This window comes from Pseudomonas cerasi, from assembly GCF_900074915.1.
GTDB classification, from domain to species: domain Bacteria; phylum Pseudomonadota; class Gammaproteobacteria; order Pseudomonadales; family Pseudomonadaceae; genus Aquipseudomonas; species Aquipseudomonas cerasi.
Window position 1 is genome coordinate 4,504,528 of record NZ_LT222319.1, and the last position, 25,482, is coordinate 4,530,009.

24 protein-coding genes are annotated in these 25,482 nt (G+C 60.6%); 9 read left to right on the plus strand and 15 right to left on the minus strand.

Features of this window, described 5'->3' with window-relative positions; translation table 11 throughout:
• Positions 1-14: 14 nt before the first annotated feature.
• From PCPL58_RS22350 to speB, 7 genes are all read right to left on the minus strand, one after another.
• On the minus strand, positions 15-1,616 hold the full coding sequence (locus PCPL58_RS22350; RefSeq protein WP_065350475.1) for a 5-guanidino-2-oxopentanoate decarboxylase: 1,602 nt from the start codon (positions 1,614-1,616) through the stop codon (positions 15-17).
• Positions 1,613-3,130: an amino acid ABC transporter permease/ATP-binding protein gene (locus PCPL58_RS22355; protein WP_060708231.1), complete on the minus strand. Its 1,518-nt coding sequence runs from the start codon at positions 3,128-3,130 to the stop codon at positions 1,613-1,615. The genes PCPL58_RS22350 and PCPL58_RS22355 overlap by 4 nt, the downstream gene beginning before the upstream one ends.
• Positions 3,131-3,306: 176 nt before the next feature.
• Positions 3,307-4,101, minus strand: coding sequence for a transporter substrate-binding domain-containing protein (locus PCPL58_RS22360; protein WP_003363874.1), 795 nt, complete (start codon positions 4,099-4,101; stop codon positions 3,307-3,309).
• 35 nt (positions 4,102-4,136) lie between these two features.
• Positions 4,137-5,171: an isopenicillin N synthase family dioxygenase gene (locus tag PCPL58_RS22365; protein ID WP_065350476.1), complete on the minus strand. Its 1,035-nt coding sequence runs from the start codon at positions 5,169-5,171 to the stop codon at positions 4,137-4,139.
• On the minus strand, positions 5,168-6,028 hold the full coding sequence (locus PCPL58_RS22370; RefSeq protein WP_065350477.1) for a sugar phosphate isomerase/epimerase family protein: 861 nt from the start codon (positions 6,026-6,028) through the stop codon (positions 5,168-5,170). The genes PCPL58_RS22365 and PCPL58_RS22370 overlap by 4 nt, the downstream gene beginning before the upstream one ends.
• Positions 6,029-6,070: 42 nt before the next feature.
• Entirely contained in the window at positions 6,071-7,573 is a 1,503-nt protein-coding gene (locus tag PCPL58_RS22375; protein ID WP_065350478.1) for a purine-cytosine permease family protein, read from the minus strand.
• Positions 7,574-7,944: 371 nt separating this feature from the next.
• The gene (speB, locus tag PCPL58_RS22380) at positions 7,945-8,904 is read right to left on the minus strand and encodes an agmatinase (RefSeq protein ID WP_065350479.1); all 960 of its coding nucleotides are present in this window, start codon (positions 8,902-8,904) and stop codon (positions 7,945-7,947) included.
• Between the two features lie 283 nt (positions 8,905-9,187).
• On the opposite strand from speB, the gene PCPL58_RS22385 reads away from it, so the two are divergent.
• The 3 genes from PCPL58_RS22385 to PCPL58_RS22395 all read left to right on the plus strand — a co-directional run bounded on the left by PCPL58_RS22385 (position 9,188) and on the right by PCPL58_RS22395 (position 12,665).
• Positions 9,188-10,081, plus strand: a complete 894-nt coding sequence (locus PCPL58_RS22385) for a LysR family transcriptional regulator (RefSeq protein WP_003363886.1) — start codon at positions 9,188-9,190, stop codon at positions 10,079-10,081.
• 185 nt (positions 10,082-10,266) lie between these two features.
• Entirely contained in the window at positions 10,267-11,325 is a 1,059-nt protein-coding gene (locus tag PCPL58_RS22390) for an AAA family ATPase (protein ID WP_054082069.1), read from the plus strand.
• Positions 11,322-12,665 carry a DUF58 domain-containing protein gene (locus PCPL58_RS22395; RefSeq protein WP_065350480.1) on the plus strand — a complete coding sequence of 448 codons (1,344 nt, stop codon included), beginning with the start codon at positions 11,322-11,324 and terminating at the stop codon, positions 12,663-12,665. Before PCPL58_RS22390 ends, PCPL58_RS22395 begins: the two co-directional genes overlap by 4 nt.
• Positions 12,666-12,693: 28 nt before the next feature.
• On the opposite strand, the gene PCPL58_RS22400 is transcribed toward PCPL58_RS22395, so the two are convergent.
• Both PCPL58_RS22400 and PCPL58_RS22405 read right to left on the minus strand, forming a co-directional pair.
• The gene (locus tag PCPL58_RS22400; protein WP_065350481.1) at positions 12,694-13,053 is read right to left on the minus strand and encodes a PilZ domain-containing protein; all 360 of its coding nucleotides are present in this window, start codon (positions 13,051-13,053) and stop codon (positions 12,694-12,696) included.
• Positions 13,054-13,256: 203 nt separating this feature from the next.
• Complete coding sequence (locus PCPL58_RS22405; protein ID WP_003363891.1) at positions 13,257-13,652, minus strand: tetratricopeptide repeat protein; 396 nt, start codon at positions 13,650-13,652, stop codon at positions 13,257-13,259.
• A gap of 176 nt (positions 13,653-13,828) precedes the next feature.
• Here PCPL58_RS22405 and pyk point away from each other — a divergent pair, with 176 nt between their 5' ends.
• On the plus strand, positions 13,829-15,280 hold the full coding sequence (gene pyk, locus PCPL58_RS22410) for a pyruvate kinase (protein WP_003363893.1): 1,452 nt from the start codon (positions 13,829-13,831) through the stop codon (positions 15,278-15,280).
• A gap of 147 nt (positions 15,281-15,427) precedes the next feature.
• Here pyk and PCPL58_RS22415 read toward each other — a convergent pair whose 3' ends face one another.
• Entirely contained in the window at positions 15,428-16,366 is a 939-nt protein-coding gene (locus tag PCPL58_RS22415) for an iron-sulfur-binding ferredoxin reductase (protein ID WP_065350482.1), read from the minus strand.
• Between the two features lie 179 nt (positions 16,367-16,545).
• Between PCPL58_RS22415 and PCPL58_RS22420 the strand changes: the two genes are divergently transcribed.
• From PCPL58_RS22420 to PCPL58_RS22430, 3 genes are all read left to right on the plus strand, one after another.
• On the plus strand, positions 16,546-18,069 hold the full coding sequence (locus PCPL58_RS22420; RefSeq protein WP_003363897.1) for a fumarate hydratase: 1,524 nt from the start codon (positions 16,546-16,548) through the stop codon (positions 18,067-18,069).
• A 403-nt stretch (positions 18,070-18,472) separates the two neighbouring features.
• A complete protein-coding gene (locus PCPL58_RS22425) occupies positions 18,473-18,913 on the plus strand; it encodes a type VI secretion system amidase immunity protein Tai4 (protein ID WP_065351097.1) in 441 nt (146 codons plus the stop codon).
• Positions 18,914-19,484: 571 nt separating this feature from the next.
• Entirely contained in the window at positions 19,485-19,718 is a 234-nt protein-coding gene (locus tag PCPL58_RS22430) for a DUF6124 family protein (protein ID WP_003313478.1), read from the plus strand.
• A 41-nt stretch (positions 19,719-19,759) separates the two neighbouring features.
• Here the strand turns inward: PCPL58_RS22430 and PCPL58_RS22435 are convergent, their stop codons facing one another.
• The 4 genes from PCPL58_RS22435 to PCPL58_RS22450 all read right to left on the minus strand — a co-directional run bounded on the left by PCPL58_RS22435 (position 19,760) and on the right by PCPL58_RS22450 (position 23,022).
• Positions 19,760-20,917 (minus strand): phospholipase D-like domain-containing protein, encoded by a 1,158-nt coding sequence (locus PCPL58_RS22435; RefSeq protein ID WP_046719033.1) that lies wholly within the window; start codon positions 20,915-20,917, stop codon positions 19,760-19,762.
• A 1-nt stretch (position 20,918) separates the two neighbouring features.
• Positions 20,919-21,500, minus strand: a complete 582-nt coding sequence (locus PCPL58_RS22440) for a YceI family protein (RefSeq protein ID WP_011268811.1) — start codon at positions 21,498-21,500, stop codon at positions 20,919-20,921.
• 89 nt (positions 21,501-21,589) lie between these two features.
• Positions 21,590-21,919: a hypothetical protein gene (locus tag PCPL58_RS22445; protein ID WP_003363909.1), complete on the minus strand. Its 330-nt coding sequence runs from the start codon at positions 21,917-21,919 to the stop codon at positions 21,590-21,592.
• Positions 21,916-23,022: a serine hydrolase domain-containing protein gene (locus PCPL58_RS22450; protein WP_065350483.1), complete on the minus strand. Its 1,107-nt coding sequence runs from the start codon at positions 23,020-23,022 to the stop codon at positions 21,916-21,918. The genes PCPL58_RS22445 and PCPL58_RS22450 overlap by 4 nt, the downstream gene beginning before the upstream one ends.
• A gap of 233 nt (positions 23,023-23,255) precedes the next feature.
• Here PCPL58_RS22450 and olsB point away from each other — a divergent pair, with 233 nt between their 5' ends.
• Together olsB and PCPL58_RS22460 are read left to right on the plus strand one after the other, a co-directional pair.
• Positions 23,256-24,011 carry an L-ornithine N(alpha)-acyltransferase gene (gene olsB, locus PCPL58_RS22455; protein ID WP_003405915.1) on the plus strand — a complete coding sequence of 252 codons (756 nt, stop codon included), beginning with the start codon at positions 23,256-23,258 and terminating at the stop codon, positions 24,009-24,011.
• On the plus strand, positions 24,011-24,805 hold the full coding sequence (locus PCPL58_RS22460; protein ID WP_046719031.1) for a lysophospholipid acyltransferase family protein: 795 nt from the start codon (positions 24,011-24,013) through the stop codon (positions 24,803-24,805). Before olsB ends, PCPL58_RS22460 begins: the two co-directional genes overlap by 1 nt.
• On the opposite strand, the gene PCPL58_RS22465 is transcribed toward PCPL58_RS22460, so the two are convergent.
• Positions 24,763-25,362 (minus strand): acyl carrier protein phosphodiesterase, encoded by a 600-nt coding sequence (locus PCPL58_RS22465; RefSeq protein ID WP_003363917.1) that lies wholly within the window; start codon positions 25,360-25,362, stop codon positions 24,763-24,765. The two genes, PCPL58_RS22460 and PCPL58_RS22465, sit on opposite strands and share 43 nt — an antisense overlap.
• Positions 25,363-25,482: the final 120 nt, after the last annotated feature.

Here is a 25,482-nt window from a genome sequence, read left to right on the forward strand (position 1 = left end):
CGACGCGCGGCGGCTCAAGGCGCAAACGGCGGCGCCTCTTCGATTTCGATAATCAGCGGCCGGTCATCCGGCGCTTCACGCAGCAGCGCCTGCAGGTGCTGGTAATCGCGAGCACGTTCAGCCACACAGCCGAACCCTCGGGCGATGGTCAGAAAGTCCGGCGTATGGATGTCCACGCCCAGCGGCGTGATGTCGCGGCGCTCCATGTAGCGCTTGATCTCGCCGTAGCCCTGGTTATTCCACAACAACACAATAATGCCGACCCGCGCCTCCACGGCGCTGGCAAGTTCCGGCAGGGTGAACTGAATGCCGCCGTCGCCCATCAGGCTGATCACCGCGCGCGAGGGCTCGGCCAGTCTGGCCCCGATGGCCGCAGGCAAGCCGTAGCCCAGGGTGCCGTAACCGGTAGAGGCATTGAACCAGCGACGAGGGCTGTCCAGCTCGACCAGGTGATTGCCGCTGTACACCGTCTGCGTCGAATCGCCGACAAAACGCGCCTCGGGCAGCACTTCAAGCACGCACTCGAACAGTTTTCGGTAGTGCGCCCAGGCGCTGAAGCCTTCGGCCAGTTGCTCCTGCGCCGCCGCGGTTCGTTGAGCACCCGGGCTGGCTTTATTGGCCGCACGCACTGGCAACTCGGCAAGCAAGGCACTTATTGCCGCAGTGGCATCGCTGAGGATCGCCAGACTCGGAGGATGGTTGCGGGTCAACTGCCCGGCATCGATATCGATGCGAATCAACTCGCCGCCAATCCTGAAATTGCCGTCGAACACCACATCGTAATCGGTCTCGCCCAGCTCGGTGCCAATCGCCAGCACCACATCGGCGTCCAGCGCCAATTGCCGAACCGGCATCAGCGACTGGTTGCTGCCCAGCAGCAACGGGTGCCCGGCCGGCAGCAGGCCTTTGGCGTTGATGGTCAGGGCCGTCGGAGCATCCAGCCGGGCCGCCAGCTCGCGCACTTGCTCCATCGCTGCGACACAGCCACCGCCGAGCAGCAACAGCGGACGCCGGGCCGAGCGCAACCGTGCAGCGGCCCGGGCAATGGCTGTAGGGTCCGGCGCGGGTCGATCGATGATCTGGCGCGGCTGCAGTGTCATGTGCGCGGCGCTGGCGACGATAATGTCCAGCGGCAGCTCGATGTGTACAGGCCGTGGACGCTGGCTGTCGAAGACGGCAAAGGCCCGTGCCAGAACCGCAGGCAGTTCCTCGACGCTCATCAGCGTGTGGCTGAAGGCACTGACCCCGGCGACCATCGCGCGCTGGTTCGGCAACTCGTGCAGATAGCCATTGCCCAGACCCAGCCGATGACGTTCGTTGACGCTGGAAATCACCAGCATCGGGATCGAGTCCGCATACGCCTGGCCCATTGCCGTGAGGATATTGGTCATGCCCGGGCCAGTAATGATAAAGCACACCCCGGGCTTGCCGCTGACCCGTGCATAACCGTCGGCCATGAAGCCCGCGCCTTGTTCGTGGCGCGGCGTGATATGTCGAATGCCACTGCCCGGCAAGCCTCGATACAGCTCAACCGTATGCACGCCGGGAATGCCGAATACCGTGTCGACGCCCCAGGCGCTCAGTTGTCTGACCAGAAACTCTCCACAGGTGGTCATGCTGCGCGCTCCTGTTCCAGGCCGATAAAGCGTCGCACGCGCGGATCGCCGTCCTGGCGGATAGTCGCGGGCGAGGCATCAGTGACCACATGGCCGTTCTCCATGAACACGATGCGATCGGAAATCGACAGCGCGAAATCCATCTCATGAGTGACGATCAGCATGGTCATGCCCTCGGCAGCCAGATCCCGAATGACGTTGAGCACATCGCCGACCAACTCCGGGTCCAGCGCCGAAGTCGGTTCGTCGAAGAGCATGATGTCCGGTTCCATCGCCAGAGCACGGGCAATCGCCACACGCTGCTGCTGGCCGCCCGACAATTGATGCGGGTATTTGTCGGCATGCGCCAGCAACCCGACACGATCCAGCAGCGCATGGCCCTTGCGACGCAATTGAGCGGTGCTGGCCAGGCCGTGATAACGCGGCGCGAGAATGACGTTGTCGAGAATGGTACGGTGCGGGAACAGGTTGAAGTTCTGAAACACCATACCGATGCGCCGGATGCCCTGCCGGATCACCGGAGAGTCGGCGCGTTCTCCTGCGCGGATGAAGTCATTGCCGAACAGGACAATCTCGCCCTGATCGATGCTTTCCAGATTGTTGATCGTGCGGATCAACGAAGTCTTGCCGGAGCCGGACGGACCAATGATCGAAATGACTTCACCGGGCCTGACCAGCAGGTCGATGCCCTTGAGTACTTCGTGGTTGCCATAGCGCTTGTGGATACCGCGCAGCAACAGGGCATCGGGTTGTCCCGGAACCGGCACGCAACGTGGCTTGCCAGACCCTGCGGGTTGGCGCAGGGCATCGGTCTGCGCATCCTCCAGGGTCTGTGCGTTTTTGCGCGACAAGTCCAGATGACGCTCGGCCCATTGCAACAGCCAGCCAAACAGCGTGACGATCAGCACGTAGTACATCGCTACTGCCGCCAGGGTTTCCAGCACCAGAAAGTTTTGTGCGTAAAGGCGCTGGCCAACCAGCAGCAACTCGTTGAGCGAGATCACCGACACCAGCGACGTCAGTTTGACGATGGTCACGTATTCGTTGGTCAGCGTTGGCAGCGATATACGAATCGCCTGCGGAATGACCACCAGACGCTGCGCGCCCAGACCGCGAATGCCCAGCGCTCTGGCGGCTTCACGCTGGCCCTTGAGCACTGACAGTAGCCCGCCTCTGTGAATCTCGGCCATGTACGCCGTTTCGGTCAGTACCAAGGCGATCAACCCGGAATAAAACGGCTGCGACAAGACACTGCTTGAGGCCGGAAACAGTTGCGGCAGGTTGTAAACGAACACCAGCAGCACCAGCAACGGGATGCTACGAAACAGCCAGATGTACAGACTGGCCGGCACGCGCAACCACGCATGCGTCGACAGCCTGGCGCTGGCCAGCAGGAAACCCAGTGCCAGACCTGCCGTCCAGGACAGGACGCTGAGCTGAACCACCGTCAGGCAGGCTTTCCAGAAAGCCTGTACGGAGAACAGCGAGAAAAAATAGGCCCATTCGAATGCCATGATGACCTCGGTGCAGCAGATGGATGGCGAAGGCCGAGCGGCGAACCGCTGTCGCCGCAGGACCGTCTCTGGCCGTTAAGCAGGCACCGCATTCGCGCAAGCAGCTCTTTGCCGGCTGCGCGATGCGCGCGCGTGACAAAAAGCCGCTGGCTGTGAAGTGTGCGGGCAGCCGTGACTTACGCCGGTTCCAGGTTGTACTTGCTCAGCAGCTCACGGTACGCATCGCTCTGCTTGTAGCGCTCGACCACATCGCGCAGTTTTTCAATCAGTTCGCCGTTGCCCTTCTTCACATAGATGCCCAGCGTCTGCGGGTAGAGGGACTTTTCAGAACTGATCACGATGCGGCCACGGGCCTTGTCGACGATCATTTTCGCCGCCGCCGAAATCTCCAGATGTGCCTGAATATTGCCGGAGATCAGTGCCTGCGACGCCTCTGCCGTGGTCGGAAACTCACTGATCGCGATTTCGCCCTTGTTCTGCCGGACGCAGTAATCGGCTGACACGGCCTTGAGCTGATTGATCCAGTTGGTGCCTTGCTGCAAACCGACCTTCAGGCCGCACAAGTCTTCAGGCTGCTGGGGTTTCGCGGTGCTGTCGCTGCGTACCATGATGGCTGCGCCCACCTGCGCATATGGAATCGCCTCGGCCTGCCGGGTCCGCTCATCAGTGATGTACATGCCGGAAATGATGGTGTCGAAGCGGTTGGCGTTAAGGCCCAGGATCAGATTCGGAAAGCGTGTGTCGACGAACTCGACCTTCATACCGCCCAGTTGCCTGGCCAGCTCGTTCGCCACCTCGGGGTCAAAACCCACCACCTTGTCACCCTCGTAGGACTCGAACGGTGGATAGGAAATCTCCATGCCGACTTTCAGCGTACCGGGTGTGGCGGTGGGCGCAGCCTGAACGCTGCCGGCAAACAGGGCCAGGCCCAACAGACATGTGGCGAAGCGCGAAAACGTGGTGTTTGGCATAGTCGTCATTCCAGATTGAGGGAAAAGGCAGATCACTAAGTCACGCTCTGGTTTTTCAGGTGCCCGAAGCTTGAAGGCTTTCTGGCGTGCTGAGGCAGGGCAAGCTGCCCATCGGCAACACGCTGGCGAAGGTATTGGTAGGTCTGCAAAGCCTGAGCCCACATGTGCTCGCCAATGGCGACAGGCGCGTAGTTCTGCTCGCCGTACGCGAACTGCGGCAGGGGTTTGATCAGGGTGTGGTAGTCGCAGGCATAGAAAAGCGGGAACGAATAACGCTCTCGCTGGATCTTGCGCACGCGGTGCGCCGTGGCGACAAATGCACCCGCGGTCATTACCTCCAGCATGTCGCCGATATTGACCACAAAGGCCCCTTCCACCGGCGGCGCATCGATCCACTCACCCCGCTCGTTCATGACCTCCAGACCCGGCTGATCGGCCTGAAGAATGGTGAAACACTCATAGTCGGTGTGCGCGCCAATGCCTGGCGCGTCCTGGGCATCGCCATCGAACGGGTAGTGGATCAGGCGCAGCTTGGAAGGTGGAAAGCGGGCCATGTCATCGAAGGCATGCTCGTCCAGGTCAAGCGCCAGAGCAAAACCGCGGAACAACTGATGCCCCAGGGCGAATACCGCCTGATAGTAGGCCTGCACCGCCGCCCGAAAGCCCGGCAAGGCCGGCCAGTCGTTTGGCCCCAGCAGCGGTGTGCCGGCGAGTACCAATGGGTTGTCGGCGGGCACTTCAAAGCCGATGTCGAACGCCTCTTTATGGTCCGGCTTGCCAGTCCCGTACACTTCCTCGCCCTCGGGAACGAAGCCTTTGTGGCTCTGCGAAGCGCCGATGTAATGTCGCATCTTGGCGTCCAGCGGCTGGGCGAAATACTGCTCGGCAGCGCGGTGCAGATTCTCGATCAGTTCAGGCGCGATACCGTGACCGGTGATATACACAAAGCCCACACGCCGGGCCGCTTCGCCGAGAGCCTTGGCCACTGCCTGGCGATCGTCCAGACGTTCGCTGAACAGGCCGTGGATATCGACCAGCGGAACGTGGGTGAAAGCAGAAGGTTGACTCATGGCAGCAGGCTCCCCGGACGGTTGAAAAGCGCAGAAAAGTGTTCACGCTCGGTACGGCCCATCCAGGCGTTAAGGCCCCACAGATCGGCTACTGGCACATTGGTGAACGGTAAATGATGCAGGTAGCCATCAGGCCCGAACTCCTGCGTCAGCGTGGTGCCGGCAAAGCCACGGGCGCGCTGCGAGCGCCAGATCGCTGCCCAGTGCTGCTGATGGAATGCCAGCGCGGCGGCGTATTCCGGCGCGGCCGGGTGCGGCACTTGCGGCCCTTGGTCATAACCGACCCGGGCCTGAATGTGATGCACACGCTCGACGAAAGCGCTGAGATCGTCGGCCGGGTCATCGAGCAAGCGCTCACAGGTCACCACCCAATGGCTGATATCACTGGTGAAACGCAGATCCGGCACCTGCTCGATCAATTGCAGGGTCAGCCATGGGTTGAACAGTGAACGCGCGCGGTGCGTCTCGAAGCTGCAGGTCAGGCCGCTGCGCCGGGCGATTTCCAGCGCTTCGCCAAAGAAATCCACTTGCTGAGCCAGCGGCCAGCGGTCGTTGCCGGCCAGCACATTGACAAACCGCGGCGCCAGTTCGGCAGCCTGTTGCAGCTTGCCGGCGAAATCCACCAGATGCTCGGCAGGCGTCGCCGCCTGCACCGGCAGCACTTGGCTGGAGGTGAATAGAGTGGCGATGTACGGCACGCAGTTATCCCTCAGGAACGCCGCGAACGCTGCACGCTCGGCTGTCTGCTCGGGGATGCGCGCCTCGAAGCCCTCGAAGCCCGCTTCACGCGCCTCAAGCAGCGCCTGCTGCCAAGTGCCGCGATAGCCCCACAGTGTACGAAAGAGTTCCAGTTTCATGGGCAAACCTCGCCGCCTGTGCCCGCAGTGGCACAGCGCGGATCACGAATGGGCGGTGGCTGACGGGGTGGCGCTGCTGATGGCCTTGCGCCCCAGCATAGGGTGCGCCCCCTTGGGGCCATACACTGACACTGGCTCCGGAAACGAGCGCAGCAAGGTCAGGTACAGCAGCGCCGCCAGTCCCAGAGTGATCGGCAGACTGATGTCGATGCCTGCGGCCAGTTCGCCCAGCGGCCCGACAAACTGGCCAGGCAGATTGACAAAGCACAGGCCCACCACCGCACTCGGAATCCACGCGCCCAGCCCGCGCCAGTTCCAGCCGTGGTGAAACCAGTAACGCCCGCCACGCTGGCCACGGGTGAACACCTGCAAGTCATCGGCGTGGTAAAAACCGCGACGACTGATCAGGCCGAGGATCATCACCACCATCCATGGGCTGGTGCAGGTAATGATCAGCACTGCGAAGGTCGACACGCTCTGCACCAGATTAAAGGTGAAGCGACCTATGAAAATAAAGGCAATCGCCGCCACACCGATCAACAGCGTGGCTGCGGCTCGGTTGAGTAGACGCGGGAACATGCTCGACATGTCCAGTCCGGTGCCATACAACGCCGTGGTGCCGGTAGACAGCCCTCCGATCACCGCAATCAGGCACACCGGTAAAAAGAACCAGCCGGGTGAAATCGCCAGTAAGCCACCGACATAGTTGTTGGACTCGATGTAATGCGGCGCCTGAGTCGCGACCAGCGTCGCGGTGCACAGGCCAAACAGAAAAGGGATCAGCGTGCAGGCTTGAGCCGCGAGCACTGCCAGCATGATGTGCGATCTGGAGGTGTCGCGCGGGATGTAGCGCGACCAGTCGCCGAGAAAGGCGCCGAACGAAACAGGGTTGCTCATCGCCAGCAAGGCCGACCCGGTGAAGGCCGCCCAGAAGCCCGGTTGCAGCAGATTGACGCTGCCGGCATAGCCCGGATCGAACGGCCCTGCAAAGGCCAGGATGCCCGACAGAAACAGCAGGCTGGATGCCCAGACCGCGACCTTGTTGATCCACAGCATGAAGCGAAAGCCGAAGATGCATACGATCAGCACCAGCACTGCGAACAGCCCGTAGGCCAGCCCCAGGCTGGTATTGTTTTCCGGCAGGCCGACCAGCCGCTGAGCGCCGCCGACCAGCGCATCGCCAGAGCTCCAGACCGAAAGGGAAAAGAAGGCCACTGCGGTCAGCAGTGACAGAAACGAACCGATGATGCGCCCGTGCACACCAAAATGCGCGCCGGAAGATACCGCGTTGTTTGTGCCATTGATCGCACCGAACAGGCCCATCGGCGCGAGGATCAACGCGCCCATTGTCACGCCCAGAACGATCGCCCAGACGCCGGCCTGGAACGACAGCCCGAATAACACCGGAAAACTGCCCAGCACCGCCGTGGCAAAGGTATTGGCACCGCCTAAGATCAGACGAAACAGATCGATAGGGGAAGCATCGCGTTGGGTGTCGGGTATCTGTTCCACACCAAAGGTTTCGATACGCGTCGAATGGCTCATGTGTTGCTCCAGCGCCTGTCACGGTTGTTGTAAGGCCAGCGCAGGCACGCTGACCCTTTATAGCCGCCCGTTAACCACGGACGGGGGGTTTCCATTCAATCGACTTCCGGCACACTTCCAACGTCAGCACGCGACTACACCGGTGCGTGAGTCTTGCCCACCGGTTCGCGAACCACATTCGCTCCCGCGAATGAAACGTGTGTCGTGCTCATTGTTATTGTTGCGAACAAACCATCCTTAAACCGATGTCACCACCGACAAGCGTGCGTGCGTGCCAGGCCAGCCATTGCCCGCTGTCGTAGCCGAACACAATCGTCTCGCACGCCTGCAACGACGTTCCTCAGCCGTACGGATCAACCCGGCTTCGCGAATCACCGGCGTATCACACCAGGCAGCACACAGAGCATCTCGTAGAGCAGATTGGCACCCAGCAGCGAGGTGTTGCCGGTGGTGTCGTACGGCGGCGACACCTCGACCAGATCGCAACCAATCAAGTCCAGCCCCTGACAACCGCGAATGATTTCCAGCGCCTGAATCGTGGTCAGCCCGCCGACCTCCGGTGTCCCGGTGCCTGGCGCCCAGGCCGGGTCGATACCGTCAATGTCGAATGACATATACACAGGACCGCCGCCGACCTTCTCGCGCACTTCTGCCATCAGCGGTGTCAATGACTTGTGCCAGCACTCTTCGGCCTGCACGACGCGGAAGCCCTGTTTACGGCTCCAGTTGAAATCCTCAGCGGTATAACCCTGCGCACGCAGACCGATCTGCACAACACGGTTGCTGTCCAGCAGGCCCTCTTCCTGCGCACGGCGGAATGTGGTGCCGTGGGCGATCTTTTCGCCAAACATGTGATCGTTGACGTCGGCATGCGCATCGATATGCACCAGCCCGACCTTGCCATGCTTCTTGTGGATGGCGCGCAGGATCGGCAGCGTCAGCGTGTGATCGCCGCCCAGCGTCAGCGGCACGATGTCGTGGCCCAGAATCCGGTCGTACTCCTGCTCGATAATGCGTACTGCGTCCAGCAGGTTGAAGGTATTGATCGGCACGTCACCGATGTCTGCCACGTTCAGCGAATCGAACGGCGCGGCCCCCGTGGCCATGTTGTAAGGACGAATCATCACCGACTCGGCGCGGATCTGACGTGGCCCGAAACGAGTGCCGGAACGCAGCGAGGTGCCGATGTCCAGCGGAATGCCGACAAACGCGGCGTTCAGCCGGTCGAGCTCTTCAGCGCTCTGCACATGCGGCAAACGCAGCATGGTGGCGATACCGCCAAAACGAGGCATCTCGTTGCCGCTCAGGGGCTGGTGGAAAGTCGTGTCCACTGGAGTGCCTCACCGTGTTGTCATTAATGTGAGGCCATTCTGGTGACGCCTGGCAGCCGGAAGAATCGCTGCAGACAAAAAATCAGTTCAGAGATTTCTAAACTATCCATGGATACACTCTGCCCCTGATCCTCTCCACACTCCCGCCGGCTTTGCACCTGCGTGAAGGGGCTCAGCCCACGGCAAGAACGTTACATACCCACTGCCTGAACATAGCGATACACGCCAGCCGGCCTGAACCGGAAATACCCGAGCCACGCTGCGCCTGCCATTGGAGACGCCAATGTCCTCTGTCCTGCCTGACATCAAATTGCTGCGCATCTTCGCCAGCGTTGTGCGCCATCAGGGCTTCGCCGCCGCGCAGCAGGAGCTCAACCTCTCCACGTCTGCAATCAGCACCTACATGAGCCAACTCGAAAGCCAGCTTGGTCTGGTTCTCTGCCATCGGGGCCGCGGTGGGTTCAGTCTGACCAGCAAAGGCGAATTGTTCCACCAGGAAACCCTGCGGCTGCTCGCTGAACTGGAGGGCTTCGAACGCTACAGCGCTGCCCTCAAGGGTGAACTGCGCGGCACCCTCAACCTCGGCGTTCTCGACTCCACTGTCAGCGACCCGGCCCTGCCGCTCGCGGACGTTATCGGCGCCTACAGCAAGGAGCACCCTGCCGTGCACTTGCACCTGAGTGTTCTCAGCCCGGCGCAGTTGCAACTGGGCGTACAGGAAAATCGCCTGGACCTGGCCATCGGTGCCTTCTCGGTTCGTATGAGCGGCCTGATGTATCAGGCTCTCTATCGCGAACAACACTGGCTGTATTGCAGCGATCGCCATGAACTGTTCGACCAGCGCCGCATTCCGGCAGAAGTAATCACCCGGCAGCGTATGGTCGGACGCGGCTACTGGAGCCAGGCAGAACTGGCGCGGCATGGGTTCAAACATAGCGCCGCTACGGTGGAGTCGATGGAGGCCCAGCTGATTCTGGTGCTGTCGGGGGCGTATATCGGCTACCTGCCCGAGCATTACGCGCAATTCTGGGCGGATCAGAAACGCTTGAAGGTATTGCTGCCGACGACGTTCGGCTATCAGGCACCGTTTTCTCTGGCGTTGCGCAGGGGCAGATCGAGGGAACCGTTGATACAGAGCTTTCGTGATCGGCTCAAAGGCTGGTTCGAGGCGGGATGACAATGCGCAGCGGAGGCAATCGTCGCGCTCGGAAATAATCCGGGTACAAGCGCGATTTCACACGGAGTGGTAGACCGCTCCCCCCTCTTTTCAGCACACTGAGAAACTTGAAAAAAGCCAAATCAGCTTAGCGCCTGATTTACCGACGATAAACACAGGCAACCGTCAACAGGACGCCGGAACGCATGAGCGAGCAAACGCCCGACCCATCGGTAAGCACCGAGCCATTTATCGAGCCCTCCATCGAGCCTGTCAGCCCGACCGTTGCGGCAAGCACCCAGTTGCAACAGCGTCAACGCGCCAGCCAGCTGGCCCAGGCGTTGCGCAACGAGCTGCAAAAGGCCGTGATCGGACAAAATGCGGTTATCGACGACGTGTTGACCGCGCTGATCGGCGGCGGACATGTACTGCTGGAAGGTGTTCCGGGGCTTGGCAAGACGCTGCTGGTTCGGGCTCTGGCCAGTTGTATCGGCTGCGAATTCGCGCGCATCCAGTTTACGCCGGACCTGATGCCCAGCGATGTCACCGGCCATGCGGTGTACGACATGCAGACCGAGCAGTTCAAGCTGCGCAAGGGGCCGCTGTTCACCAACCTGCTGCTGGCCGACGAAATCAACAGGGCACCGGCCAAGACCCAGGCCGCATTGCTCGAAGCGATGCAGGAGCGGCAAGTCACCCTTGAAGGGCGCGCCCTGCCGATCCCGCAGCCGTTCATGGTGCTGGCGACCCAGAACCCCATCGAACAGGAAGGCACGTATCCACTGCCTGAAGCCGAACTGGATCGTTTCATGCTCAAACTGCGCATGGATTATCCCGAAGCGCAGGAAGAGCTGAACATGGTGCGTCAGGTCACCCGCTCGTCCCGGGCTGACATGCTGGACGTGCGACCGCTCAGGGTCATCATGCAGGCCCGCGAGGTTCAGGCGTTGCAACGTATTGCCAGCGAGCTGCCGATTGATGAGCAGGTGCTGGACTACGCCGTGCGGCTGGCACGCAGCACGCGCACCTGGCCGGGTCTGAGTCAGGGCGCTGGCCCCCGCGCTTCGATTGCGCTGGTGCGTGGCGGGCGGGCCCGAGCCGTATTGCGTGGCGGCGAGTTCGTGACCCCGGACGATATCAAGGGCTGTGCACTGGCGGTGCTGCGACACCGGGTCAGGCTGTCGCCGGAGCTGGACATCGAAGGGCTGTCGGTGGATCAGGTGCTCAGGCAGATCCTCGATCAGGTCTCGGCCCCGCGCCTGTGACACAGGTCCTCAAGCCGTCGATAACGCTGCTGCGCTGGCTCGGCGGACTGATGGGCGTGGCCTTGCTGCTCGGCACGCTTCGTGCGCTGAGCATCGAGTATCCGACAAAAATCGATGACCTTTACTGGGGAGCATTGCTGGCCCTCGTTGCCGTGAGCCTGCTGGATGCAATCTGGCTGCTCAGAAGCCCCTCGCCACGCGTGCAGCGCGAGCTGGCGGGCAGTCTGGCGCTGGACCGCTGGAACGAAGCCCGACTCGACATGCAACACGACGGTGGCCGACCCGTTACCGTGCGGCTATTCGATCATGTGCCGCACGGGCTGGAACACGAAAACCTGCCTCAGTCCCTCACACTGGCCGCACGCGGAAAAGGCAGCATCGGCTATCGCCTGCGCCCCTCAAGCCGGGGTCATTTCACGTTTGAACGGTGCGAAATCAGCCTGCCAGGGCCTTTGCGCCTGTGGACAGTACGACGCTACCTGGCAGTGCCCGGCACCACGCGGGTCTATCCGGATTTCGCCCGCTTCTGCGGCGGGCAATTGGTGGCGGTGGATAACTGGCTGAGCCAACTGGGTGTGCGCCAGCTGCAACGTCGCGGGCTGGGCATGGAGTTCAACCAGTTGCGTGAGTTTCGCGAGGGCGACAGCATGCGCCAGATCGACTGGAAAGCTACCGCCCGCCAGCGAGCGCCCATTGCACGGGAGTATCAGGACGAGCGGGATCAGCAGATCGTTTTCATGCTGGATTGCGGACGTCGGATGCGCAGTCAGGACGGCGAACTGTCTCACTTCGATCATGCGCTCAACGCCTGCCTGCTATTGAGTTATGTCGCGCTGCGTCAGGGTGATTCTGTCGGTATTGCGACCTTTGCCGGCGAGCAGGATCGTTATCTGGCGCCGGTGAAGGGGCCCGGGCAGTTGAATCGAGTGCTCAACTCGGTCTATGACCTGCAGACCACCCGGCGCCCCGCTGACTACAGCGCCGCTGTGCGCCAGCTGATGGTTCGTCATAAGAGACGCTCACTGGTGGTGTTGATGACCAACTTGCGCGATGAAGACGATGAGGAGCTGCTGGCCACCGCCAGACAGCTTGGCAAACAGCATCGGGTACTGATCGCCAGTCTGCGCGAAGAAGTGCTCGACGGCCTGCGTCAGTCACCGGTACACACGTACGATGAAGCGCTGAGTTATTGCGGGACAATCGACTTTCTCAACGCCCGTACTTCGCTGCACGACCGTTTAAGTGCGCAAGGCATCGTGATCATGGATGCGCGACCAGGAGAACTGGGGCCACAGCTGGTCAACCGTTACATGAGCTGGAAAAAGGCAGGGGCGTTATGAACGACGTCCTGCCCGTCAGGCAGCAGCCTCAGGCAGAGGCTTCATAGGAAGGGTAAAAACAGAAGTACTGTCGCAACAGCTGCACGAACTCCAGATACTCTGTCGAGACCTGGCACAATTCAAAACCGGAGTCATAACTGCCAGGTGTCTCGTCTTCATGACACCAGAGGCACCTGGCGCTCACATCGATGGGCTGTCCGACATTGCCATTCGGCAGTTTCAGACACAGATCGAACCTGGCGCCCACCAGGATCGGCAGGCTGCTGATAAGCATCAGCCCCTCACCGGACACATTCCCCAGACAGCCCATCAGCTTGCCAGTATGGCGATTGAAAACCTGCAGATAATCCTGCAGTTGATGGCGTTCGATTTTCCGCTCTTTATACATGGCAGGCTGCCTTCCGAGTCGGGTGTTGCGCCCAGGCAACACCGTGTATTCGTTGCGGACTTCAACTGCGCTGCACTACAGAAGCGATCCAGGAAACAGCCTCGACCCGGTGCCCTGCAGCTCGTCCAATGTGTGACCTCAGCCTAGCTCAGAATTATTCGAAAGCCACCCGAACACAGCGCCTTCCATTCAAACGAGGGTAATTATTTCGATACAGGAGCGTTTCGAACAGGTACAGGTATGGTTCTGGCCGGCTGAGCCTTGGGATAAAGACCCGTTTGTGCCAGCGTGTCGAGTCTGGCGCGTGCACGGAAGGCGTATTCGCTCTCTGGATACTGGGCCATCAGAAATTGATAAGTCTGCGCTGCATCGACGTACAATTTCTGCCGTTCCAGGCACTGGCCGCGCAACATCGACACTTCCGGCTGGACATAACGGCGTGAGCGGCTCTGGCGTTCGACCTTGGAGAGATCGAGCATCACCCGATCACAATCACCTTCCTGATAGGCACGGTAGGCGTGATCAAGGTTGGAATTCATCGCCCAGCGGGTGCAACCGCTGAGCGCAGTCAGTAATACAACAATCGTTACAATACGCATGGGACTCTCCTGTTCTCTGCCCTGTATCGGCGTCATGGCCTGTTTCTTCAGGCCAATAGAGCGCCGGTTGTCAGCCGATTGCCCTCCCTGACCCTGACACGGTAGTGCAAAGGAACAATGACTAAAGACCCAGACAGGAGTAGCCTCTCGCTGCGCTTCAATTAAGGAGTTTGTGCATGACCGTTCGCCGCACCAAAATCGTCGCCACACTTGGCCCTGCCAGCAATTCGCCGGAAGTCATCGAACAACTGATCCTTTCGGGTCTCGACGTTGCTCGTCTGAACTTCTCTCACGGTACTCCGGACGAGCACAAGGCTCGCGCCAGGCTGATCCGCGAAATCGCCGCCAGACACGGGCGCTTCGTCGCTCTGCTGGGCGACCTGCAGGGTCCGAAGATCCGTATTGCAAAGTTCACCGACAAGCGAATAGAGCTGAAGGTCGGTGACAAGTTCACCTTCTCTACCGCTCATCCGCTGACCAGTGGCAATCAGCAGATCGTGGGTATCGACTACCCGGATCTGGTCAAGGATTGCGGCGTAGGCGACGAGTTGCTGCTCGACGATGGTCGCGTGGTCATGCGCGTCGACACCCAGACCGCCGACGAACTGCACTGCACCGTGCTGATCGGTGGCCCGCTGTCCGACCACAAGGGTATCAACCGTCGTGGCGGTGGCCTGACGGCGCCGGCACTGACCGAAAAAGACAAGCAGGACATCAAGCTCGCTGCCGAGATGGACCTGGATTACCTGGCCGTTTCCTTCCCGCGCGATGCCGCCGACATGGAATACGCTCGCCAGCTGCGCGACGAATCCGGTGGTACGGCCTGGCTGGTGGCCAAGATCGAACGTGCCGAGGCCGTTGCCAACGACGAAGTGCTCGATGAGCTGATCCGCGCCAGTGATGCGGTCATGGTCGCTCGTGGTGACCTGGGCGTTGAAATCGGTGATGCCGAACTGGTCGGCGTACAGAAACGCATCATCCTGCACGCTCGTCGCCACAACAAGGCGGTGATCGTCGCCACGCAGATGATGGAGTCGATGATCTCAAGCCCGATGCCGACGCGTGCCGAAGTGTCCGACGTGGCCAACGCCGTGCTCGACTACACCGACGCCGTGATGCTGTCGGCCGAAAGTGCTGCTGGTTCCTATCCGATCGAAGCGGTTCAGGCCATGGCCCGTATCTGCATCGGCGCTGAAAAGCACCCGACCGGCAAGACTTCCAGCCACCGTATCGGTCACTCCTTCACCCGTTGTGATGAAAGCATCGCGCTGGCGGCCATGTACACCGCCAACCACTTCCCGGGTGTAAAGGCGATCATCGCACTGACCGAAAGCGGCTATACCCCGCTGATCATGTCGCGCATCCGCTCTTCGGTGCCGATCTACGCGTTCTCCCCGCACCGTGGCACTCAGGCGCGTGCAGCGATGTTCCGTGGTGTCTACACCGTGCCATTCGACCCGGCAGCCCTGCCGCCAGGTCAGGTCAGCCAGGCCGCAGTCGATGAACTGCTCAAGCGTGGTCTGGTCGAGCAAGGTGACTGGGTCATCCTCACCAAGGGCGACAGCTACCACACCATCGGCGGCACCAACGGCATGAAGATTCTGCACGTCGGCGACCCGTTGGTCTGATCGCAGCACACTGCAAGCCAAAGGCCCCGTCTCGCAAGAGTCGGGGCCTTTTTGCATTGTGTCAGCCCGGGAAGTTGGGCTTTCAGGCTTCTGCCCGTAGGGCGTGGGAGCAGATGGAACGAGAGCTTTAACCAACGTGCCTTTTATTTATTCGCGCGCCACAAACACATCCGCCAGCAACTGATTACGCGGCAGCCCGGCCAGATACAGCCGTTTGGCAAACATCTCGACGCTGTCAGCACTGCCGCACACCAGCGCCATTGCGTGCCGCGACAACAGGCGCAGTTCAGCCAGGGTTGTTTGTAGCGTCTGCGGAGTAACCAGCTGAACATGCAGCTGGGGATAACGTTCAGCCAGGGCGTGCAGTTCATCGGCCAGATAATGCTCCTGGCTGTCGCGGGCCAGATGAATCACACGTATGGCGCCCTGATGGTCCTGGCGCAGCGCCTCGCGCAACACACCCCATAAAGGGCCAAGCCCGGTGCCGGCGGCCAGCAGCAATAAGGGTTTTTCCTGCCAGTCCGGGTCGTAACGCAGCGCCCCGCCACGCAACTCGCCGAGCCTCAGGGCGTCACCCACCTGCAACTGGCGGGCAACGTCACGGAAGGCCCCGGGCTGCAGGCAGTCGATATGAAACTCCAGAAACGCATCCTCACCGGGAAGGCTCGCCAGCGAGTATGGTCGCGCAACACCGCTATCAGTCCACAACACCTGATGCTGCCCGGCGCTATAGCGCAGTGGCCGCGCAGGCTCCAGACGCAGGCGCAGCACCGACGCAGAGAGCCAGTCGCAGCCTGCTACTGTCGCAGGCAGGCCATCGCGCTGCGGGTCAAACACCTCGACAGCCAGATCTCCTGCCACTCGGCACTGACAGGCGAGCCGCCAACCCTGCTGGCGCTTTTCGGCAGGCAGCGCGTCGGGCAACGCGTCTTCAGGCTCGCCCTTTACGACGCGCACCAGACACGCGTGGCAACTGCCGGCACGGCAACTATAAGGGACCGGAATACCGGCATGGTTCAGGGCGTCGAGCAGATTGCTGGCCGACGCCACCGACCAGTTAAGCTCACCCACATGCAATTGAGGCATCAAAACGGCCTGTGCAGAAAATAACGGCGGTTGTACAGACTGGCCTGTCGGGCGGGTTATACTGCCGCGCCTTTTTGCGCCCGCTACGGCCAACCTGACAGCTCTGGTTCAAGCCGCAGTTCCAGACTGCCGCCGATAGCGTAATTGAATGTTCCCGTCCTTACAGAGGAGCGCGCCGCATGACCGTGATCAAGCAAGACGACCTGATTCAGAGCGTTGCAGACGCACTGCAGTTCATTTCCTATTACCACCCCGTAGACTTCATCCAGGCCATGCACGAGGCGTATCTGCGTGAAGAGTCGCCTGCCGCTCGTGACTCCATCGCCCAGATCCTGATCAACTCGCGCATGTGCGCGACCGGTCACCGCCCGATCTGCCAGGACACCGGCATCGTCACGGTTTTTGTGCGCGTGGGGATGGATGTTCGCTGGGATGGCGCCACCATGGGCCTGGACGACATGATCAACGAAGGCGTGCGTCGCGCTTACAACCTGCCTGAGAACGTGCTGCGTGCCTCGATCCTTGCCGATCCGGCAGGCGCTCGCAAAAACACCAAGGACAACACCCCGGCCGTCATTCATTACTCCATCGTCCCGGGCAACACCGTGGAAGTGGACGTCGCGGCGAAAGGTGGCGGCTCGGAAAACAAATCGAAGATGGCGATGCTCAACCCTTCCGACTCGATCGTCGACTGGGTTCTGAAAACCGTTCCGACCATGGGCGCTGGCTGGTGCCCGCCGGGCATGCTCGGTATCGGTATCGGCGGCACCGCAGAAAAGGCTGCGGTCATGGCCAAGGAAGTGTTGATGGAGTCCATCGACATTCATGAGCTGAAGGCTCGCGGTCCGCAGAATCGTATCGAAGAGATGCGTCTGGAGCTGTTCGAGAAGGTTAACCAGCTGGGCATTGGCGCTCAGGGCCTGGGCGGTCTGACCACCGTGCTCGACGTCAAGATCATGGATTACCCGACCCATGCTGCGTCGCTGCCGGTGTGCATGATCCCCAACTGCGCCGCCACCCGCCACGCGCACTTCGTACTCGATGGCAGCGGCCCTGCTTCGCTGGAGGCTCCATCGCTGGACGCCTACCCGGAAATCGTCTGGGAAGCCGGCCCATCGGCCCGCCGCGTCGACCTCGATACCCTGACCCCGGAAGAAGTGCAGAGCTGGAAACCGGGCGAAACCGTATTGCTCAATGGCAAGATGCTCACCGGCCGCGACGCCGCGCACAAGCGCATGGTCGAAATGCTCAACAGGGGCGAAACCCTGCCGGTGGACCTCAAGGGTCGCTTCATCTACTACGTCGGCCCGGTTGATCCGGTACGCGAAGAAGTCGTTGGCCCGGCAGGCCCGACCACGGCCACCCGGATGGACAAGTTCACCCGTCAGATCCTCGACCAGACCGGCCTGCTGGGCATGATCGGCAAATCCGAACGCGGCCCGACCGCCATCGAAGCGATCCGTGACCACAAGGCCGTGTACCTGATGGCCGTTGGTGGTGCTGCCTATCTGGTGGCTCAGGCGATCAAGAAATCCCGAGTCGTGGCGTTCGCCGAACTGGGCATGGAGGCGATCTACGAGTTCGAGGTCAAGGACATGCCGGTTACCGTTGCGGTGGACAGCAACGGTGAATCCGTTCACATCACCGGCCCGCAGATCTGGCAGAAGAAGATCAGCGACAGTCTGGCAGTGGAAGTGCAGTAAGCTTTGATCTGCAAGACAATAAAAACCCGGCGCAAGCCGGGTTTTTGCTGAGTAACTGACTGAACCTGAAATTGCGATCGGCTCAAATAGACGCGTCAGTCTGTTGCCAATATAACCCGGTAACTTACTCCCTGAATAATACGGCACAGTGGGTAGAAACATCGTGCCCTTGCGATCAGTCCGTAATACATTCCAGACAACAAACCGAGATGGTTCGGTACCTTCCTGAGGCTCATTGCCCCTGTCCCTCCTCGCAACACAGCTTATTCTTCTGCTGGCTGTAAACCACTGGGCTCATGAAAAATAAATGTATTTTTCAGGCATACCGGGTGAAGCACTGGATGATCACTACAAGGACTGTGTCGAGATTGCTAGCCATGACAAATATCTGGAGCCTTACGCAATGAAATCACTTTTTACGACCGTACTGGCCTGCTGCTCGCTCACCGCGCTTACTATTCATGCATCTGCTCAGCCATCATCGCCGGAAGGTATGTATAGAACACACGCGCAAAACTATAAAGACATGGTTCTTGCCACCTGCATTGCAAGCGCTTACAAATTCAGTGCCAACGTCGGGACTGACGCTGGCAGTAGCGTCACAGCGTTGCGCGAGTGGGCCAACTATGATTGGGAAAAAAGTCCTCTTGCCGTCAAGGCCCTGGTAAAAAAATACCTCGCGCGCGACTACACAAACCCTTTGGCCGAATCCCAGATCAAGGGTATAAAATTCGACCTGCTGAAATGCCTGGATATGTATCACAGCAAGGAGCTCGACGCGCTGACGAAGAAAGTCGTTACAGAACCAAATCATACCTACATGCAGAATATCAAAAAGCCTTAACTACTTCCTTCAGCAACAAGCCTGTCCAGCAAACGCTGCACAGGCTATTTTCATTGCAAGCACTCTACTCCGCACATTATCTGTAGTGCGGAGGCACATCATGCTGATTCAATGTGATCCGATAGCTTTTTAACGTCTCGCCCTCGGTGATGTACTGCTTGCTGAAATACTGACGAACAGCCCTCGTCACTTCACCCCACCTACGCCGAAAACATCTTCAGAAAACCCATTTCGATAATTCTTGTAGGAATTATCAGCAGGACGCCTCCCTTCCAATTGAAGGAAATTTCCGAGAAAATCCCGGCCTATTGCGCTTGGCTATTCAGGTCTCTAGCCTTCATCGGTCGCTGCTCAATCAGCGATCAGGTTTGGTAGACCTGAGTGACCTGTGCGCAATGCGCCACCTTCTCAAGGCGCATTTTTTCGGCCTGCGTTTATGGTGGCCGTGCGCTTGGCGTCTTCGGACGCACCGGTTTGCCTGGTCACCGGTCTACCAACCTGCGTACGGCCGCCACCCTGATCGTTTGGTAGCGAAAGGGGCGGCTCCTTTCATTGATCAGGAGTTGCAAACATGCCCGATAAAATCGTCCCCGACCCGCCCACCGCCCTGTTCACCGTCAACGCATCCGTCAGCCAGGAGGAAGCGCTCAACTACGCTTCGGATCTGCTGCGCTGCATCATCACGACGGCCTATGAGTCCGGCGACAGCACTCAGGGCACCAGCCGTGATCTGGCGTTTTCGGTGTTGCACATGGCCGAGATGGCCAAAGCCATGGTTGACCGCTCACTGGAATGCATCGTTTGACCGGATGACAACCCGGGGCCACGCTCGGCCCCGCGCAAACCTCAGTTACGCTGATCCAGCAAGTTCACCACCAGCCGGTCGATCCAGCCCCACAAGCGCTGCTTGACCCGTCGCCACAGCGGTCTGGCCTTCCAGTCTGCCAGCGTGGTCTCGGCGCTCAGGGCGAAGTCTTTTTCAAAGCTGGCGACCACGTCTCGGGTCAGTCCGGGGTCGAGGGCTTCGAGGTTGGCTTCCAGGTTGAAGCGCAGATTCCAGTGATCGAAATTGCACGAGCCGAGACTCACCCAGTCGTCGATCAGGACCATTTTCAGGTGCAGAAAGCACGGCTGGTATTCGAACACCTTGACCCCGGCACGCAGCAGGCGCGGGTAGTAGCGGTGACCGGCGTAGCGGACGGACGGGTGATCGGTGCGCGGTCCGGTCAGCAGCAAACGCACATCAACGCCACGTGCCGCCGCCCGACGCAAGGCGCGGCGAACTTTCCAGGTGGGCAGAAAGTAAGGGGTGGCCAGCCAGATCCGCTTTTGCCCGGTGTTCAGCGCACGTACCAGCGACTGCAGGATGTCGCGGTGCTGGCGGGAATCGGCATACGCGACACGACCCAAGCCCTCGCCGGTTATCGGGGCCTTGGGCAGATGATCAAGGCCGAAGTTTTCTTTCGGACGCCAGGCGAAACGCCGGGCGTTGGCGTGGAACTGCCGGTTGAACAGCGCCTGCCAGTCGATCACCAACGGCCCGGTGATTTCGACCATCACTTCGTGCCACTGGCTGGCGTCCTTGTCCGGCTCCCAGAACTCGTCGGTCACACCGGTGCCGCCCACCACGGCCAAGGCCTTGTCCACCAGCAGCAGTTTGCGATGGTCGCGGTAGAAGTTACGCACGCCCCGCCGCCAGTGGATCGGATTGTAGAAACGCAGAATCACACCGGCATCGGTCAGTTGCTTGCGCAGGCCGGCGTCGAAGGCTTTGGAACCGAAGTCATCGAACAGACAGCGCACAATCACGCCACGCCTGCCCGCCTCGACCAGCGCGCGCACGATAGCGTCGGCGCAGGCCCCGGCTTCGACCAGGTACAACTCCAGATCGACCTGCTGCTCGGCGCGATCGATGGCTGCGATCATGCGCGGAAAGAACGCAGGGCCGTCGATCAGCAATTGAAAGCGGTTGTTTTCACGCCACGGAAAAATCGCACCGTTCATATCAGCGCGCCGTGAAGATCAGGACAGCCCCGACCGGGACCGAGAGGCTCACTGCCGACAATCCTGCGGCGTTGCGCAAGGCCTTGAAGTCCGGGGCCATATCGAAATCCTGGGCATGGATCACCAGCGGCTCTAGCGTCACGACCTGAAATCGCCGCTCGTCGAGACGCGTCGCCAGCAGCTCGGCGTTATAGCTGTGGGTCTTGCCGCGCAGGCTGACGGTCAGCGGTAAACGCAGTTCCAGTTGTGCGCCGGGCGCGAGGTTATTGATCGGGCGCATGTCTAACTGCGCATTGATCTGAGCAGCCGGAAACTTGCGCACCTGAAACACCTGCTCTCGAAGGCGCTCGTCGCGCAGCGGAATGCCGGTGCTGACTGAATCGGTTTCAACTTCCACTTCAGCCAGCCCCTTGGCGTCGACTTTGCCGTGCAGCACCAGAAAGCGATGCACTTCGGCAATATCGGCATTTTTAGTCGAGGTGAACGAGAGTCGCGACGACTCGTTATCCAGATACCAGTTCGCATGGGCAGGTAACGCCACTGCGGCCAGCATGACCAGCAGCAGGCGATTCATAGTGAGCATGCAGACTCCAGACGTGCAATTGAGGGCCACCTTATCCGCCTGTCTGACCGCTGGCAAACGCCCGCGTTCGGCGGCAATTCATCAGGCCCTCATGGCAGCAGGCGACAACCCTGTCGCTCACCCTGCCAGGACGCGCTGCTGGTGCGTCCCAGGCCGCTGGCAATGACCCGTTTTTGACTGCTGTCGTCGACCAGCGTGCTGGGCAGATACTGCTTGATGTAGCCCTGGCAATACGCTTCGGAATTATTCATGACGTACCTGCACGAGCAGTATTCCTTGGCGGTGTAGGCACTGATGATGGTCGGGAACGCCTGCAGGTTCACACGGTACTGCCAGGCGAGCACGGCAAGTGCGGCAACCATCAGCAACAGCAGGCTGCTGAAGGGACGGCGCAGGATGAACATTCGGCGCGTGCTCATTGACCGCCCTCCTTGCCAAACGCGGCCTGTACGCGCTTAAGCATCTCATTGTGGTTGTAGGTAGCGTCGCGGTCATCGGCATAGCGCACGATCACCAGCTTCTGATCGGGAATCACATACAGCGCCTGCCCCCAATGCCCCAATGCCGCGAAGGTGTCAGGGGGAGCGTCTGGCCACGGTCCTTTGCCGCCATCGGCAGTGCGGTTGAGCCACCATTGGCCAGCGGGCACTTCAACACTGGTATCTACGCCCTCACCGGCAAACGGCGTCAGCACGAAGCCCATCCACTCCTTGTTGAGCAACTGCCGATCCTGCCATTGCCCGCCGCGCTGCATCAGCAGGCCGATGCGGGCCAGATCGCGGGCGGTCATGTAGGCATAGGAAGAACCTACAAATGTACCCGCGCCATCGGTTTCCCAGACCGCACTGCGGATGCCGAGCGGGTCGAACAGCGCGGTCCATGGGTAACCCGGATAGGCCTCATCGCCGACCATCTTTTTCAAGGCCGCCGCCAGAACGGTGCTATCGCCGCTGGAGTAGAGGTAAGTCTTGCCGGGGGGGTGGGCAGCGCGGTGATCGGCGGTGAAGCGCGCCATGTCGTCGCGCCCGCGGGTGTAGAGCATGGCGACCACCGAGGAGTTGAGCGGTGCGTATTCGTAGTCTTCCTGCCAATCCAGACCCGAAGCCCAGTGCATCAGGTCTTTGATGGCGATATCGGGGTGCGCCTTGAACGGCGGGTAGAACTTCGCCACCGGATCGTTCAGTTGAAAGCGTCCTTCTGCAAACGCCACCCCCAGCACCGTCGCCATGATGCTTTTGCTGATCGACCAGGTCAGGTGCGGCGTTTGCGCGGTGGTCACACCGCCGTAGCGCTCGTACACAACTTCGCCATCACGAATCACCAGCAGCGCATCGGTGCGAATGCCCTTGCGCGTGGCGTCGTCACGAGGCGGGAAGGCGTAGGCCTCGAGCTCTTCGATGGCCGCCGATCGCGGCACAGACTGAGAAGGCCATTGCTCTGCCGGCCATGTTTGAGCAACGACGCCCTGGGCACTGAAGCCCAGGATCAGAACCAGACACAGACGGATAAATCCACGCGGCATGACAAGGCCTCTACAGAATGATCCGCACACCATATCAGCGTTTCATGACGGTCAGCTATCAACCGAAGAGCAGACGCAGAGGAAATGGCCACAGCGTTTCCCGTCACACAACCATCACCAAAGCTTCACAGGCATGACACGCCATCTCCCTAGCCTGCAAGTACGGCAAAGCGCCTGGACAAATCAGTCACCAGCCCTTTCTGCATCTGCAAGGCTGGCTCATGGAGATTCGTATGACCCAGATCGCCCGCATTCGTGACAACACTTCTGAACGTCGTCTTCAGGCCGAGCGCCTGATTGGAGCGCGCGCCTTGCAGGAAGCACAGGCGTTGCGTTTCAGTGTGTTCAGCGAAGAGTTCAACGCCCGTCTCAACGGCGCTGAACAAGGCCTGGACATCGACGATTACGATGTTCACTGCTCGCACATCGGGGTACGCGACCTGAACACCGGGCGTCTGGTTGCCACAACCCGGCTGCTCGACCATCAGGCCGCCAACACGCTGGGGCGCTTCTACAGCGAAGAAGAGTTCAGCCTGCACGGGCTGGTCAATCTGCAAGGGCCGATCCTCGAACTGGGTCGCACCTGCGTCGATCCGGCCTATCGCAACGGCGGCACCATCGCAGTGTTGTGGAGCGAACTGGCCGAGGTGCTCAACGAAGGCGGCTACAGCTACCTGATGGGCTGCGCAAGCATCCCGATGCAGGACGGCGGTATTCAGGCCCATGCGATCATGCAACGCCTGCGCGAACGCTACCTGTGCAACGAACACCTGCGCGCCGAGCCGAAGAATCCGCTGCCGACCCTCGACATCCCGAGCAATGTGATCTGCGAGATGCCACCGCTGCTCAAGGCCTACATGCGTCTGGGGGCCAAGATATGCGGCGAACCGTGCTGGGACGAAGACTTCCAGGTGGCCGACGTGTTCATCCTGCTCAAGCGCGACGACTTGTGCCCGCGCTATGCCCGCCACTTCAAGGCGGCCGTGTGATGAGCCGGTTGCGCGGCTATGCCCGCGTAGTCCGGGTGCTACTGGTCGTAGCGCTCGGATTGACGATTGCCAGCGCGTTCGCGGTCCTGGAACGCACCAGGATCGGAGGTTCGATGGAGCGCAGGCAGCGCTGGAGCCGCTGGTTCATGGCACGCCTGACCAACGCCCTGCCGTTTCGCGTCACCGTGACAGGTCAACTGCCAACCCAACCCATGCTGTGGGTCAGCAACCATGTGTCATGGACCGACATCGCCCTGCTCGGCATGCTCGCGCCGCTGTCGTTTCTGTCGAAGGCCGAAGTGCGGACCTGGCCGGTAGCGGGCTGGCTGGCGCTGAAGGCCGGTACGCTGTTCATTCGTCGCGGATCGGGCGACAGCCGTCTGATCCAGAAGCAGATGTGCAACCATCTGCAGCAAGGCAACGCGCTGCTGATCTTCCCTGAAGGCACCACCACGGACGGCAAAAGCCTGCGCACCTTTCACGGTCGTCTGCTGTCCAGCGCCATCGACGCTGGCGTGCCGATCCAGCCGGTGGCCATTGGTTACTCGCGTGACGGCAAGCCGGACCCGATCGCCCCGTTCATTGGCGACGATGACTTGCTGTCGCACTTGCGCCGACTGTTCGCCAACGAGCAGAGCGATGTGCATATTCACCTGCTGACACCGATTCCGACCGCTGACCAGGAACGCGCCGCACTGGCCTTCAAGGCCCAGCAGGCCGTTCAGGTGGCGTTGTTTGGCGAGCCGCCGGTTCAGCCGAGCGACGTGGTTTCGCGTCCGGCCCGAGCGGCCTGAGCGAAATCCTCGAGTAGCGGATAGAACTCGGCGAAATCCGCACTCAAGGGCTGGTACAGCGCCTGCAGTTCCTGCATGCCGCCGGCCAGCCCTTCGGGTTTTGACAGGCGTCGGGATATCCCGCTCAACACCTGCTCCAGCACTCCGAAATCCCGATACGACCCCAGCCAGTCCTGCGCCGCCATGCGCGGTGCGATCAGCGCCAGCCGCTCGGGCAATTGTGGCTCGGCAGCCAGCGTGCCATAGACCTTGCGGGTGAATGCGTCCAACGGCAGGTCGGCATAACGATGCCAGTCGCGCGCCAGGCAGTGATCGAAAAAAACATCGAGCATGATGCCGGCATAGCGCCGTCTCTGGAGCGGAAAGCGGGCAATGGAGGCCTTGATCAGCGGATGACTGTCAGTGAAGGCGTCGATGCTGCGGTGCAGACGAATCGCCGCCTCCAGTTCCGCAGGAAAACGTCCCGGCAGCGGACCTTTGACGAAATCGCCATACAGGCTGCCAAGCAATTGGGCGGGCCGGTGCCCGCCAAGATGAAGATGTGCCAAGTAGTTCATGGCTGCAAGCCTAGGCCGCTTTCGGGCCCGCTGTCCATATATCGTTATAACCCGATATAGCGATTTGGCTGATCCTAAGCACATAATCATATTTGTATATCGCGAAATATAGATATAAGG